14 protein-coding genes are annotated in these 13,182 nt (G+C 73.9%); 7 read left to right on the top strand and 7 right to left on the bottom strand.

Features of this window, described 5'->3' with window-relative positions; genetic code table 11:
* Positions 1 to 94 precede the first annotated feature (94 nt).
* The 6 genes from DVA86_RS22460 to ku all read left to right on the top strand — a co-directional run bounded on the left by DVA86_RS22460 (position 95) and on the right by ku (position 5,683).
* The gene (locus DVA86_RS22460) at positions 95 to 580 is read left to right on the top strand and encodes a hemerythrin domain-containing protein (protein WP_208880900.1); all 486 of its coding nucleotides are present in this window, start codon (positions 95 to 97) and stop codon (positions 578 to 580) included.
* Positions 581 to 861: 281 nt separating this feature from the next.
* Positions 862 to 1,269 (top strand): ANTAR domain-containing protein, encoded by a 408-nt coding sequence (locus tag DVA86_RS22455; protein WP_245996971.1) that lies wholly within the window; start codon positions 862 to 864, stop codon positions 1,267 to 1,269.
* A 482-nt stretch (positions 1,270 to 1,751) separates the two neighbouring features.
* Positions 1,752 to 2,501 (top strand): SDR family oxidoreductase, encoded by a 750-nt coding sequence (locus DVA86_RS22450; RefSeq protein WP_208880897.1) that lies wholly within the window; start codon positions 1,752 to 1,754, stop codon positions 2,499 to 2,501.
* Between the two features lie 58 nt (positions 2,502 to 2,559).
* Entirely contained in the window at positions 2,560 to 3,459 is a 900-nt protein-coding gene (locus DVA86_RS22445) for a LysR family transcriptional regulator (protein ID WP_208880895.1), read from the top strand.
* A 60-nt stretch (positions 3,460 to 3,519) separates the two neighbouring features.
* Positions 3,520 to 4,632 (top strand): hypothetical protein, encoded by a 1,113-nt coding sequence (locus DVA86_RS22440; RefSeq protein WP_208880893.1) that lies wholly within the window; start codon positions 3,520 to 3,522, stop codon positions 4,630 to 4,632.
* A gap of 22 nt (positions 4,633 to 4,654) precedes the next feature.
* Positions 4,655 to 5,683 carry a non-homologous end joining protein Ku gene (gene ku / locus DVA86_RS22435; protein ID WP_208880891.1) on the top strand — a complete coding sequence of 343 codons (1,029 nt, stop codon included), beginning with the start codon at positions 4,655 to 4,657 and terminating at the stop codon, positions 5,681 to 5,683.
* Positions 5,684 to 5,723: 40 nt separating this feature from the next.
* On the opposite strand, the gene DVA86_RS22430 is transcribed toward ku, so the two are convergent.
* Complete coding sequence (locus tag DVA86_RS22430) at positions 5,724 to 6,548, bottom strand: helix-turn-helix domain-containing protein (protein ID WP_208880889.1); 825 nt, start codon at positions 6,546 to 6,548, stop codon at positions 5,724 to 5,726.
* 89 nt (positions 6,549 to 6,637) lie between these two features.
* On the opposite strand from DVA86_RS22430, the gene DVA86_RS22425 reads away from it, so the two are divergent.
* Positions 6,638 to 7,012 carry a cupin domain-containing protein gene (locus DVA86_RS22425; protein WP_208880887.1) on the top strand — a complete coding sequence of 125 codons (375 nt, stop codon included), beginning with the start codon at positions 6,638 to 6,640 and terminating at the stop codon, positions 7,010 to 7,012.
* Positions 7,013 to 7,075: 63 nt separating this feature from the next.
* On the opposite strand, the gene DVA86_RS22420 is transcribed toward DVA86_RS22425, so the two are convergent.
* From DVA86_RS22420 to DVA86_RS22395, 6 genes are read right to left on the bottom strand one after another with little or no spacing between them, the layout of a single operon-like run.
* Positions 7,076 to 8,614, bottom strand: coding sequence for an amidohydrolase (locus DVA86_RS22420; RefSeq protein WP_208880886.1), 1,539 nt, complete (start codon positions 8,612 to 8,614; stop codon positions 7,076 to 7,078).
* A complete protein-coding gene (locus DVA86_RS22415) occupies positions 8,611 to 9,228 on the bottom strand; it encodes an FMN-binding negative transcriptional regulator (RefSeq protein ID WP_208880884.1) in 618 nt (205 codons plus the stop codon). The genes DVA86_RS22420 and DVA86_RS22415 overlap by 4 nt, the downstream gene beginning before the upstream one ends.
* 34 nt (positions 9,229 to 9,262) lie before the next feature.
* The gene (locus tag DVA86_RS22410) at positions 9,263 to 10,285 is read right to left on the bottom strand and encodes an ABC transporter ATP-binding protein (RefSeq protein WP_245996969.1); all 1,023 of its coding nucleotides are present in this window, start codon (positions 10,283 to 10,285) and stop codon (positions 9,263 to 9,265) included.
* Positions 10,278 to 11,318 carry an ABC transporter ATP-binding protein gene (locus DVA86_RS22405; protein WP_208880882.1) on the bottom strand — a complete coding sequence of 347 codons (1,041 nt, stop codon included), beginning with the start codon at positions 11,316 to 11,318 and terminating at the stop codon, positions 10,278 to 10,280. Before DVA86_RS22405 ends, DVA86_RS22410 begins: the two co-directional genes overlap by 8 nt.
* Entirely contained in the window at positions 11,315 to 12,256 is a 942-nt protein-coding gene (locus tag DVA86_RS22400; RefSeq protein WP_245996968.1) for an ABC transporter permease, read from the bottom strand. The genes DVA86_RS22405 and DVA86_RS22400 overlap by 4 nt, the downstream gene beginning before the upstream one ends.
* A complete protein-coding gene (locus tag DVA86_RS22395; protein WP_208880880.1) occupies positions 12,249 to 13,175 on the bottom strand; it encodes an ABC transporter permease in 927 nt (308 codons plus the stop codon). The genes DVA86_RS22400 and DVA86_RS22395 overlap by 8 nt, the downstream gene beginning before the upstream one ends.
* Positions 13,176 to 13,182: the final 7 nt, after the last annotated feature.

The raw sequence follows: 13,182 nt of genomic DNA, 5'->3' as shown, positions 1-13,182 counted from the left end.
GCCACGGTGTACCGGCCACGGTGTACGCGGCGGCCCACAGTGAACGGGCGGCCACGCGAGCGGCGGCCACGGTGCACGGGAGAGGTGAAGGGACGTGGGGCGAGGCGGCGACCGGACGCTGATCGAGGAGATCACGGGCATCCATCGCGAACTGCGGGAGCTGCTGCTGCGGATCGACACGCTGCCGTTCGGCGACGAGCGGTTCCGCGGCCTGGTGGACCAGGCGATCACGGTGCTCCGCAGGCACGCGCGGCTGGAGCGGGCCCACCTCTTCCCGGCCGTACGCGCCCACCTCGTCCGCGGCGAGGCCCTCGCCGAACGGGAGCTCGCGGACCACGCCAGGATCGAGCGCGCGCTGACCGGGCTGACGCGCCTGGCGCCCACGGACCCGGTGTTCGCGCCGCGGCTCGACGCGCTGATGCAGACCGTACGGTGCCACTTCGCGCGGCAGGAGGAGCACCTGTTCCCGCGCCTGCGCGACATGGTGCCCGCCTGGCGGCTGCGCGCCCTGGGCGACGAGGCGCGCCGCTCCGAGCGGACGTACGGCAGGCTGGCCGGCCCGCCGCTCGGCGTGCTCTGAGGAGCCCGGTTTCGGCGGCGGACGTGCTGGCTACGCGGGAGGTGCGGGCGCTCCACGCGTGACGCCCGTAGGCACCGGATGGTTGGCAAGGACACAGCCGCCGGTGCCGCCTTTCCCGGAGCCGGGCGCGGGCCCGTGGCCGGGGAGTGGCCGGGGCGAACGGTGGCGGTTGCATACGGCGGGGCAGTCGAGTCACGATCGAAGGGCCGGAGCAAGCGGTCTCCAGATGAAGGATGCGATCCCGGAAGGAACGAGCTCGCCGCGAGAAAGGAGCCGCTGGGATGAGTGCTCTCCAAGGCCCCGCTCGTAGTGGCACCCGGCCCGTGGAAGAGGAGAGTCCGGTGGACAGCGCCGTGGGCGCGGGGGTGCGGCACTTCGGGCAGGAAGCGGAGCTGGACCGGCTGCGTTCGGAGGTCGGTGATCTGCGGCGCGCGCTGCGGACACACCCGGTCATCGACCAGGCGCGCGGCATCGTGATGGCCCGGGCCGGCTGCGGCCCGCAGGCCGCCTGGGAGGTGCTGGTCGAGGTGTCCCAGCACACCAACACCAAGCTGCGTGTGGTTGCGGCCGACGTGGTGGCGGGCGCCGGCGGCAGGCCGTTGCCCGAGCCCCTGCGCCGGGCCCTCGCCGCCGCCTGCCGCAGGCACGGGCGCGCGGCCACGACCACGGGTGAGGAAGCCGCGGAGTGAGAAGGCCCCGAGTGAGAAAGCGGAGTGAGAAGGCCGAGTGAGAAGGCGGATTGAAAAACTCGCACAGAGGTACGCGGTACGCGTCGGGGAACAATCCGGCACGTTTCCCCGTTGAACCTGATGCGGTGCTGGTGAGGGGAGAATGTCCCCGGGCCTCACACAGCGCCTGTGGGGAAGATCGTTCGGCTGAAGCCCCACAGTGCCTTCCCGCCGAGAGGTGACAGCCCTCGCGAGCGCCGGCACGAGCCGCCCCCGGTCAGGCACCCCCCGTCCTGGCCGGGGGCTTCGTGCGTTCCGGTTCCGGTCAGCTGTCCCGCGGCGGCCGTGGCACGGCTGACCGGGCGGTATCGAAACTCCTTGTGGCGCCACCCAAAGTGTCTGTTACCCAGCGTGGTGGCCTGCTGCCTAGCCTCGGCGGCAGGACCGGTGAACACGCCGGTCCGGCACCGGAAAGTCGTCACAGGACGTGAGGAGTGCTGGACATGGCTGAGAACACACTGCGGGGCAAGGTCGCGGTCGTCGGCGGCGGCGAGAAGAACCTGGGCGGGCTGATCAGCAGGAAGTTCGCCGAGTACGGCGCGAAGGTCGTGGTGCACTACCACGGCTCGCAGAGCGACGCGGAGCAGACCGTCAAGGACATCCAGGGGGCCGGGGGACAGGCCGTCGCGGTCCAGGGCGACCTGACGCAGGTCGCCGACGTACGGCGGCTGTTCGACACTGCCGTGGACGCGTACGGGGGCGCCGACGTCGCCGTGAACACCACCGGGATGGTGCTGCGCAAGCCGATCCTCGAGACCACCGAGGACGACTACGACCGGATGTTCGGCATCAACGCCAAGGCGGCGTACTTCTTCATCCAGGAGGCCGGACGCCGGCTCAACGACCACGGCCGGATCATCAGCCTGGGTACGTCGCTGCTGGCCGCGTTCACCGACGGCTACTCGACGTACGCCGGCGGGAAGGCGCCGCTGGAGCACTTCACGCGGGCGGCGGCGAAGGAGTTCGCCGACCGGTCGATCTCCGTGAACGTCGTCGCGCCCGGCCCGATGGACACCCCGTTCTTCTACCCTCAGGAGAGCCCGGAGCGGGTGGAGTTCCACAAGTCGCAGGCGCTGGGCGGCCAGTTGACGCAGATCGAGGACATCGTCCCGGTGATCACGTTCCTGGCGACCGACGGCTGGTGGTTCACCGGGCAGACGCTCTTCCCGAACGGCGGCTACACCACCCGCTGAACCCCCGCCGCCCCGGCGGCCCGCCGCCGTACGCGCCCACCGACTGCGAGGTCTGAGAGTGGCCCTGGACCTGTACAAGCTGGACCACCTCGTGGCCGTCGCCGAGGAGGGCAGCGTCACGCGCGCGGCCGCCCGGCTGCACCTCTCCCAGCAGGCGCTGTCCACGTCCGTACGCTCCCTGGAGCGCGAGGTCGGGGTGCCCCTGCTGGAACGGGGAAGCGGCGGCGTCACCCTGCTGCCCGCGGGGCGGGCCCTGGTGGAGGACGCGCGGGTGCTGCGCGGCGTGGCCCGCGGCGCCCTCGACCGGGCCCGCCGCATCGGGCGCGGCGAGGCGGAGACGCTCCGCGTCGGGCACACCCCGGCCGTGACCGGCGAGGAGGTCACGGCCCTGCTGACCGGGGTGGCCGAGGCCCACCCGGGCATCGCCACCGACGTGCACCAGCGCTACCCCGCCGAGCTGACCGCCGCCCTGCTGGCAGGCGAGCTGGACGTCGGCCTGTGCCGCGGCACGGCCCCCGCCCACGGGCTGGCCCGCGCCACCCTGGATCACCAGCCGCTGCGGATCGCCGTGGCCGCCGGGCATCCGCTCGCCGCCCGTACCAGCGTGCCCCTGACGGAGCTCGCCGGCGAGCGTGTCCTGGTCTGGGGCGAGCCCGGCCACTCCGGCTACACCGACCTCCTCCTCGACCACTGCCGGGCGGCCGGCTTCGAGCCCCGCACCGAACGCACCCAGCGCCAGGGCACCCCGCCGGTGACCGCCGTCATCGGCACCGACCGCGTCGCCTTCGTGACCTCGCCGCCGGGTACGGCCGCGGGCGGCAAGGTGCGCATCCTCGCCGTCGAGCCGCCCGTACACGCCCCGCTGCACGCCCTCTACCTCCCGCACACGAGCAGTCCCGGGCGCGACACCCTCCTCGCCGGGCCGGCCGGCGCCGCCGCTCCGGACGCCTCTGCCTGAACGGGCAAACGGTGTCAAAATCGGCGTCACGGGTTCCCGCCGCCGAACGGAGGCACGGGGATGGAGCTGGACGCCGTCGCCGACGAGCTGTACGGACTCCCGCCGCGCGACTTCACCGCCGCCCGCGACCGGCGGGCCAAGGAGGCGCGCTCGGCGGGTGACGGCGAGCTGGCCGCGCGCATCCGCGGCCTGCGCCGCCCGACGCTGGCCGCCTGGGCCAGCAACCTCCTCGTACGCGAGGCGCCCGGGGAGACCGGGCCGCTGCTGCGGCTGGGCCAGGCGCTGCGGAACGCGCACCAGGAGCTCGACGGCGCGCAGCTGCGGGAGCTCTCCGCCCGCCAGCACCAGGTCATCTCGGCGCTCGCGCGGCAGGCCGCGGAGCTGGCGGAGCGGGAGGGCCAGCGGCTCGGCGAGGCCGCCCGGCGCGAGGTGGAGCAGACGCTGCACGCGGCCCTGGCCGATCCCGACGCGGGCGAGGAGTGGGCGCGGGGCCGGCTGGCCAAGCCGCTGACCGCGACCGTCGGCTTCCCGGGCGTCGCGGCGGAGACCGGGCCGACGTCCCGGCCCTCCGGCGGCGGCAAGCGGAACGGCTCCCGGGAGCGTGACGGCTCCCGCGGGCGGACCCGTACGGGCGGCACGGCACGTTCCGGCACGGCGCGTGCGGGGACGGCGCGTTCCGGTGGGCGGGCACGCGACGGGGAAGAGAAGCGCGGCAGCGCCGTCGCCGACCTGGACGTCGCCCGCACCCGCCGCCGCGAGCGGCAGCAGCGGCTGGACGAGGCCCGCGCCCGTGCCGAGGAAGCGGAACGCGAGCTGGGCGCCCGTACGGACGACCGGGACGAGGCCCGGGACGCGGCGGACCGTGCCGAGGAGCGGCAGCGCCAGGCGGAACGGCAGGCCGAGGAGCTGGCGCGGCAGCTGAAGGAGGCCGAGAGCGAGCACCGTACGGCGCGCGACGCCACCCGTAAGGCGCGCGAACGCCTGCGGGAAGCCGAACGGGAGACCCGCGAGGCGCGCAGGCGGTACGAGAACGCCGCCTCCCGCGCCGACCGCCTCGCCCGCCAGAGCGGCGGCGCCGCCGGGGACAGCAGCAGCGGGGGGAGGAAACGCGGCAGCGGGAAACCCGTCCGCAAGAAGACCGGCTCCGGCGGGTCCGGCGCCGGGAAGAAGTGACCGCGAAGGGCAGGGACGACCGATGGCACGTGCGATCTGGAGCGGTGTGGTGACCTTCGGGCTGGTCTCGGTGCCCGTGCAGCTGTTCACCGCCACCGAGGACCACACGGTCCACTTCCGCCAGTTCCAGCGCGGCACCACCGACCGCGTGCGCAACAAGCGCGTCAACGAGCGGACCGGCAAGGAAGTCGGCTACGACGACATCGTCAAGGGCTACGACCTGGGCGGCGGCGAGTACGTGATGGTCGAGCCCGGTGAACTCGACGACATCGCCCCCGGCAAGTCCCAGGTCATCGAGATCAGCAGCTTCGTCGACCTCGACGCCGTCGAACCGGTCTTCTTCGACCGCACCTACTACCTCGCCCCCCAGGGCGACGAGAACACCAAGGTCTACGAGCTGCTGCGGGCCGCGCTCGCCAAGGAGAACAAGACGGGCATCGCGACCTTCGTGATGCGCAGCAAGCAGTATCTGGTCGCGCTGAGCGCCCAGGAGGACCTGCTCGTCCTGCACACGCTGCACTGGGCCGACGAGGTCCGCGACCCGTACCGGGAGCTGCCCGTACTCCCCGAGGACGGCGAGACCACCGGCCGGGAACTGGACACGGCGCGGCAGCTGATCGACACGCTCAGCGGGGAGTGGCGGCCCGAGGACTACCGCGACACGTACGAGGAGCGCGTACGCGAACTGGTCGACGCCAAGGCGAAGGGCGAGACGGTCGTCACCGAGGAGGAGCCGCCGGAGCCCACGAACGTCGTCGACCTCATGGACGCCCTCCAGCGCAGCGTCGACGAGTCCCGCGGGGGCCGCGGCGGGCGGGGCGGCGGCCGTAAGGGGGCGTCCCGTACGAAGGCCGGGCGCAAGAGGTCGTCCCGTACGAAGGCCTCCGGTACGAAGGCCTCCGGGAGCGGCGGTCGGAGCAGCGGGAAGGCGCGGTTCGAGGGGCTCAACAAGAGCGAGCTCTACGAGGAGGCGTCCCGGCACGACATCTCCGGGCGCTCCAGGATGACCCGCGACCAGCTGGTCCGCGCCCTCGCGAAGGAGGCGTCCTGACCCCGGGGCCGGTCCGCGGCCCGCGTCACCGGCCTGTCCGTCACCACAGGGCGCGGGTGCGCGTGGCGGCGTAGCGGGCCGGGGTGGTGCCCACGTGGCGGGTGAAGTGCCGGTTCAGATGCGCCTGGTCGTGGAAGCCCACGTCCGCGGCGACGTCGGCGGGGCGCCGTCCGGCGAGCAGGAGGCGCCGGGCGAGGTCGATGCGCTTGCCGGTCAGATACTTGTGCGGGGGCAGCCCGTAGGTCTGCTTGAAGCAGCGGATCAGATGCGTGGGGTGGGCGTGCAGCAGGGCGGCGGCCTCGTGCAGGGAGATGCCGTCCGTTATCCGGGAGTCGAGCAGTTCCCGCAGGGTGGCGGCGAGGCTGTTCGCCTCGCGGCCCGGACCGCGCGGCCGGCGCGTGCCGAGGTGGAAGCGGAGCCGTTCGCGTACGAACGAGAGCCGGGACTCGGCCTCGAACGCGTCTCCCGGGTGGTCAAGCGAGGCGTGCAGCTGGTGGATGCGGTGCCGCAGCGGTGCGTCGTGGAGGACCGGGTGGTCGACGGCGCCGCCGGAGAGCCGTTCCGGGAGGACGCTGGTGTCGAGGTAGAGGACGCGCTTGCGGAACCCGGTCTCGGTGACCGTCCTGCCGTCGTGGGGGACGCCGGGCGGCAGCAGCAGGACGCTGTCGAGGCCGGTGATCCCGTGCCGGCGGCGGTCGAGCGCGAAGTCGACGCTCCCGGCGTCGAGGATCATCAGGTCCCATGTGTCGTGGGTGTGCGCCGGGTACGCGTAGTCGGTGAAGTGCGCGTGGAAGACCTCGGTGATGCCCGGGACCGGCGGTGTCCAGGCGCTGATCGTCGTACGGGGCGGTCCTGCGGAGGTCATGCCAGAAACGTACAAGACGGGCGTGAACGGTGCGCGGGAGGCTCGGAGCACCCCGGTTTCTCCGGGATGGACCTTACGGAGGCTGCCCCATGACCGCCGCGCCGCACGTTCCCGTCAACCTCGCCGACAGGCTCTCGCGCTTCAGCGACCTCTGGTCGCAGAAGACGGTGGCCGGCGTCAACGACTACGAGGTCAAGATCGCCAAGCTGAAGGGCGAGTTCGTCTGGCACCGCCACGAGGACACCGACGAGCTGTTCCTGGTGATCAGCGGACGGCTGACCATACGGCTGCGGGACGGCGATGTCGTACTGGAGCCCGGCGAGCTGTTCGTCGTCCCCCGCGGCGCCGAGCACTGCCCGGTGGCGGACGAGGAGACCGCGATCCTGCTCCTCGAACCGGCCGGCACGCTCAACACCGGTGACGCGGGCGGGCCGCTGACGAAGGCGGCCGAGCCGCTGGACTGAGCCCCCGGCGGGCTCGGCGCGGGTCACGCGGTCACGCCGACAGCGGGTCACGCCGACAGCGGGTCACGCCGACAGGTGCGTCCACACCCCCGCGACCAGCGTGCCGTACACGGGCATGCGGCGCAGCGTCGCATCGTCCGCCGTGAGCGGGTCCGCGTCCACGACGACCAAATCCGCCCGGTCGCCCGTCGAGACCGTCCGCCGGCCGCGGGCGGAGGCCGCCAGCGCGTCGGCCACCGGCAGCCGCTGCTCCGGATGCCAGGCCGGGCGGCCGTCGTCCGTACGGGACACGGCGTTCGCCAGCGTCACCCACGGGTCCAGTGCCGCCACCGGCGCGTCGGAGCCGAACTCCAGCCGCGCACCGGCCGCGAGCAGATCCCCGTAGGCGAACGCACGGTGCGTACGGCCGTGCCAGTGCCGGTCCGCCACGTCGCGGTCGTCGACGGCGTGGGACGGCTGCACGCCGACCGTGACGCCGAGCTCCGCGAAGCGCGGCACGTCCGCGGGCCGCAGCAACTGCCCGTGCTCGACGCGCCCTTGGCAGCCCACGGCGGCGAAGGCGTCGAGGGCCAGCTCGTTGGCGCGGTCGCCGATCGCGTGGACCGCCGGCTCGATGCCGTGCGCCGCGGCCCGGCGCATCGTCTGCGCCAGCTCCGCCGGCGTGAGCAGGCCGATGCCGCGGGCCTCGGGGTCGCCGGCGGGCAGGCCGGGATACGGGTCGTGGCACAGCGCCGTACGGGTGTTGAGCGAGCCGTCGGTGAACAGCTTCAGCGGCCCGGTCTCCAGCAGCCCGCCGGGCACCCCGGAGGCGTACCGCCCCGCCTCCAACCCCGGTACGGGCACCGGGTCGCCGGTGCGCAGGCCCCGCGCCGCCGCCGCGTCCAGATACTCCGGGTAGACGGCCGCCGCGACGCGCAGCGGTATCCGCCCGGTGGCCATCCGCCGCGTCCAGTCGGTGAGGTTGTCCGCGTACTCGAAGTCGATGATGCCGGTGACCCCGCGCCGCGCCGCGGCCGCGCACGCCTGCGCGACCCACTCGTCGGAGGTGGGCGTGTCCGCCGTGGCCAGCCGCTCCGTGGCCTCCAGCGCCTCCGTTTCGCGCAGCAGCCCGGTCGGGTGCCCGTCGCGTCCGAGCAGGGCCAGCGCGGCCGAGTTGAGCCAGACTGCGTGCAGGTCGCCGCTGACGAGGAGCGCCGCCCGCGCACCGGTCGCGGCGTCCAGCAGGTCCCGGTGCGGGGCGTCCGGCCACAGGCCGTCCCGGAAGCCGTAGCCGATCAGCGGCGTGCCCGGCTCCAGCCCCGCCGCGTGGCCGCGGGCGGCCTCCGCCGCGGCGGAGGCCGACGGCAGCCCGGCCAGGTCCAGCCGGCGGCGCGCGGCCGCCCACTGCACGATGTGCACGTGCGCGTCCCACAACCCGGGCAGCAGGATGCGCCCTTCGAGGTCCACGGACGGCTCCCAGTCGCGCTGCGGCGCCCCGTGCGCCCGTATGCCGTGCACGCGGCCGCCCTCAAGGCGTACGTCGCACAGCGGCCCTCCGGCGCCGAGCCGCACCCGGCGCAGGGAGCGGGGCGGTTCGGCCGCGGCGCCGTACGGGCCCGTCACGGCCGCCGCTCCACGGTGCGCATGGCGTGGGCGAGTTCGGGCCGCGCCCAGGGCTGGTCGGCGGTGAGCGCGTCGGCGACGCGCTCGGCGACCTCAGCGGGTTCGTCCTGGCTGAGCTTCGCCTTGGCCGTGACGCGGCCGGCGGGCAGCCGGAAGCCGCGTACGCCGGAGGCGATCCGGCGCGCGTAGCCGCCGGCCCGGTCCAGCGTCCACGGTTCGGCGAAGTGCTGCTCGAAGTGGTCCACGGTGTCGGACAGTACGTCGTACGTCGGCTCGGGCGCGAGGAGTTCGGGGCGGCCGTGCACGTGGACCACGACGAAGTTCCAGGTGGGCACGTGCGGTGCGTTGCCGTACCAGGTGGGGGAGATGTAGCCCTGCGGGCCCTGCACGACGACCACCACGTCGTGCGCGCCGAGTTCGTGGAACTCCGCGTCGGCCGCCGCGAGATGGCCCGTCAGGGCGATGCCTGGCCCGTCCTCGACGAGCACCGGCAGATGCGAGACGACCAGCCCGCGCGCCGGTGTGTGGCTGACCAGGGTGGCCCAGGAGTGGCTCCGTACGAGGTCGCGGATCTGCCGCGGGTCGGTCACTTCGAAGATCTTCTGCTGCAGCACGTGCTCTCCTGGTCCGGGTTCTGCGTGGAGCGGGTCACTCCGCGGCGGCGGGCTCGGGGAAGTGGCAGGCGGCGCGGCCCCGTCCCGGGCCCGCGGGCTCCAGCGGCGGCCGCTCCCGGGTGCACACGTCCTGGCGCTTCCAGCAGCGGGTGTGGAAGGGGCAGCCTCCGGGCGGGCTGCTGGGGTCGGGCGGATCGCCCTCCAGCACGATCCGGCCGCCGCCCGGCCCGCCGCCCGCGCGGTTGCGCGGGTCCGGGTCGGGCGCCGCGGACAGCAGCGCGCGGGTGTACGGGTGCGCGGGCGCCGCGTACACGGTGTCCCGGCTGCCCTGTTCGACGATCCGGCCCAGGTACATCACCGCGACCTCGTCGGCGATCTGCCGTACGACGGCCAGGTCGTGCGCGATGAACACGATGGACAGCCCGAACTCCCGCTGGAGCTCCCGCAGCAGCGTGATCACCTGCGCCTGCACCGACACGTCCAGCGCCGACACCGGCTCGTCGCACACCAGGACGCGCGGCCGCAGCGCCAGCGCCCGCGCGATCCCGATGCGCTGGAGCTGCCCGCCGGAGAACTGGTGCGGCCTGCGCCCCGCGTGCCCCGCGTCGAGCCCGACCATCTCCAGCAACTCCCGTACGCGGGCGGGGCGCTGGGCCGACGGCACGAGGTCGCCGTGGATGTCCAGCGGCTCCCGTACGATCTCCCCGGCCGTCATCCGCGGGTTCAGCGCGGCATACGGGTCCTGCATCACCATCTGGATGTCGCGCCGGCGCCGGCGCAGCTCCGCGCGCGGCAGGGCGAGCAGTTCGCGGTCGCCGAGCCGTACGGTGCCCGCCGTCGGCTGCTCCACCGCCATCAGCAGCCGTACGAGGGTGGACTTCCCGCAGCCGGACTCGCCGACCAGGCCCAGCGTCGAGCGCTCCCGCAGCACGAGGTCGACGCCGTCGACCGCCCGTACCGTGGCGCGCCGCCGGCCCAGGCCCGCGCTGTAGTGCTTGACCAGCCCGCGCGCCTCCAGCAGCGGGGTGCCGGTCGCCGTCTTCAGGGTCTCAACCACGAGCGGCCTCCGGGGTGTTGGGCTGCCCCAGCGGGTGGTGGCAGGCGACGAGCCGGTCCGGCGCGGCGGGCAGCAGTACGGGCGTCTCCCGCAGGCAGCGGGACTGCGCGGCGGGGCAGCGGGGATGGAACGCGCACCCCTCGGGCGGACGGCCCGGCGGCGGGGGCGCGCCGGGGATGGGGGCGAGCCCGTCGAGCGCCGCGTCGAGCCGCGGCACGGCGTCCAGCAGGCCGCGCGTGTACGGGTGGGCGGGGCGCTCGTACAGCGGCAGCACGGGGCCCGCCTCGACGAGCCGCCCCGCGTACATGATCGCGACGCGGTCGGCGGCGCCCGCGGCGACCCCGAGGTCGTGGGTGATCAGCAGCAGGGCGGAGCCGGTCTCGGCGCGGAGTCCGGCGAGCAGCTCCATGATCTGCGCCTGCACGGTCACGTCGAGGGCGGTCGTGGGTTCGTCGGCGATCAGCACGTCGGGGGTGAGCGCGACGGCCATGGCGATCATGATGCGCTGCCGCATGCCGCCGGAGAACTGGTGCGGATAGTCGTGGTAGCGGCGGGCGGGGTCGGGGATGCGCACCCGTCCCATCAGTTCGACGGCGCGGGCGCGGGCCTGCCTGCGGGTGGCGTTCTCGTGCGCGCGGATGGTCTCCGCGATCTGGAAGCCCACCGTCAGGGTCGGGTTGAGGGCGGACAGCGCGTCCTGGAACACCATGGCGACGTGCTTGCCGCGGCGGGCGCGCAGCTCGTCGGGCGGCAGCCGCAGCAGATCCGTGCCCCGGTGCCGTACGCTGCCGCCGACCCGTGCGGTGTCGGGGGCGAGCAGGCCCATGACGGCCATCGCCGTCATGCTCTTGCCGGAGCCGGACTCGCCGATGAGCGCCAGGGTTTCGCGTTCCCGCAGGGCCAGCGTCACCCCGTCGACGACGCGGCGGTGGCCGCCGCCGGAGAGCACGTCGACGGTCAGGCCCTCGACATCGAGGAGTGTCGCGCTGCCCGCCGGGGCGGTGCCGGGGTGCTGGGGGGTCCGTATCGTCACTGGGCACTCCGTGGTCGGCGGGCTCGCGGATCGAGTGCGTCGCGCACCGTGTCGCCGAACGCGATCAGCGCGAACACCGTGAAGGACAGGAACAGGCCGGGGAAGATCAGCAGATGCGGATGCGCCGAGAACGAGCTCTGCGCGCCCGCGAGTTGCAGGCCCCACGAGATGGACGGCGACTGCATGCCCACCCCGAGGAACGTCAGCCCCGCCTCGGCCACGACCACCCCGCCGACCGTGATGGACGCGATGACCAGCACCGGCGTGAGGATGTGCGGCAGGACGTGCCTGCGGACGATGTGCCACTCGCCGGCGCCCAGGGTGCGGGACATCAGCACGTAGTCGGCCTCGCGGGCCGAGCGCACCGACGCCCGTACGACGCGGGTCATCGGCGCCCAGCCGAACAGGGCCAGGGCCAGCGCGACCGACGTGACGTTCCGGGTGGTGACGCTGTTCAGCACCACGATCGCGCCGAGCAGGAACGGGAAGCCGAGGAAGACGTCGGTCAGCCGCGCGATCACGCTGTCCACGACGCGCCCCGACATCCCGGCCAGACAGCCGAGCACGAGCGCGATGGCCAGGCTGCACGCGGTGGCGAGCAGCCCGACGCCGAGGGAGGCGCCGGCGCCGTGTACGACGTTCGCGTACAGGTCGCAGCCCTGCATGTCGAAGCCGAACGGGTGCCCCGCGGACGGCCCCTGCGAACTGCGGCCGAGATCGCACGCCCGCGGATCGCCGTGCCCGAACCAGCCGGAGAACAGGCCCGGCGCCACCGCCATGACCGCGAGCAGCAGCAGGCAGCCGGCGGTGACGTGGAACATCGGCCGGCGGCGCAGCTCGTGCCAGGCGCTGCCGCCGCTCTCCGGCAGGCCGCGGCCCGCGTCGCCCGCCGGCGCCTTCCCGGTGTGGGATGCGTGGTGGGTCGTGGTGTCAGTCACGGCGGATCCTCGGGTCCAGAAGGCTGTTGAGGAGGTCGACCAGCACGCTCACGGCCAGGAAGATCAGGATCAGCGCGGTGGAGACCCCGACGACCGTGGGCCCGGCGTGGTTCCGGATGGACTGGAACAGCAGCTGGCCGATGCCGGGCAGATTGAAGACGCCCTCGATGAGCACGGTGCCGCCGAGCAGGTAGCCCAGGTCGACGGCGAGATAAGTGACGGCGGGGATCAGGGAGTTGCGCAGCACGTGGACGACGAGCGTGCGGCGTCCGCTGAGGCCCTTGGCGGTCGCGGTGCGTACGTAGTCCGCCCGCAGGTTGTCGATCACCTCGGCCCGTACCAGCCGGGACACGGACGCGAGACCGAACGCGGCGACGACCAGCGCCGGCAGGAAGTAGCTCGACGGCCAGCCCGCCGCGTCCCCGGCGACCGGGAACCAGCCGAGCCGTACGCCGAAGATCACCTGGGCGGTGTACCCCAGGACGAACACGGGCACGGACACCGCCCCGATGGTGAACGCCAGCACCAGCCGGTCCGTCCAGGTGCGCCGGCGCAGCGCGGCGAGCACGCCGAGCCCGATGCCGACGACCGCCTCGATGAACCAGGCGGTGAGGGCCAGCCGTACGGTCACCGGCCAGCGGTCGGCCATCTGCTCGGCGACGGCACGGCCGGTGAAGTCGCTGCCCAGATCGCCCTGTACGACCCCGGCGAGGTAGTGCCCGTACTGCGCGAGCAGCGGCTCGTCCAGGTGGTACTGCTCGCGCAGCGAGCGGACCACGCTGGGCGCCAGCGGCCGGTCCCCGGCGAGGGCCGCGATCGGGTCGCCGGGGAGGGCGTACACCATGGAGTAGATGACCAGGGTGACGCCGAAGAAGACGATCACCGCCTCCAGCAGGCGGCGGATGAAAAAGGTGCGCACGGCGGCT

This window comes from Streptomyces armeniacus (assembly GCF_003355155.1).
In the GTDB taxonomy this organism is placed as follows: Bacteria; Actinomycetota; Actinomycetes; order Streptomycetales; family Streptomycetaceae; genus Streptomyces; species Streptomyces armeniacus.
This window is presented reverse-complemented; position numbering and strand designations above follow the sequence as displayed.

Excerpts from the sequence above, each read along its gene's own strand:
- DVA86_RS22455 (WP_245996971.1), top strand. The coding sequence starts at position 862 with ATGAGTGCTCTCCAAGGCCCCGCTCGTAGTGGCACCCGGCCCGTGGAA.
- DVA86_RS22450 (WP_208880897.1), top strand. The coding sequence starts at position 1,752 with ATGGCTGAGAACACACTGCGGGGCAAGGTCGCGGTCGTCGGCGGCGGC.
- DVA86_RS22440 (WP_208880893.1), top strand. The coding sequence starts at position 3,520 with ATGGAGCTGGACGCCGTCGCCGACGAGCTGTACGGACTCCCGCCGCGC.
- ku (WP_208880891.1), top strand. The coding sequence starts at position 4,655 with ATGGCACGTGCGATCTGGAGCGGTGTGGTGACCTTCGGGCTGGTCTCG.
- DVA86_RS22430 (WP_208880889.1), bottom strand. The coding sequence starts at position 6,548 with ATGACCTCCGCAGGACCGCCCCGTACGACGATCAGCGCCTGGACACCG.
- DVA86_RS22425 (WP_208880887.1), top strand. The coding sequence starts at position 6,638 with ATGACCGCCGCGCCGCACGTTCCCGTCAACCTCGCCGACAGGCTCTCG.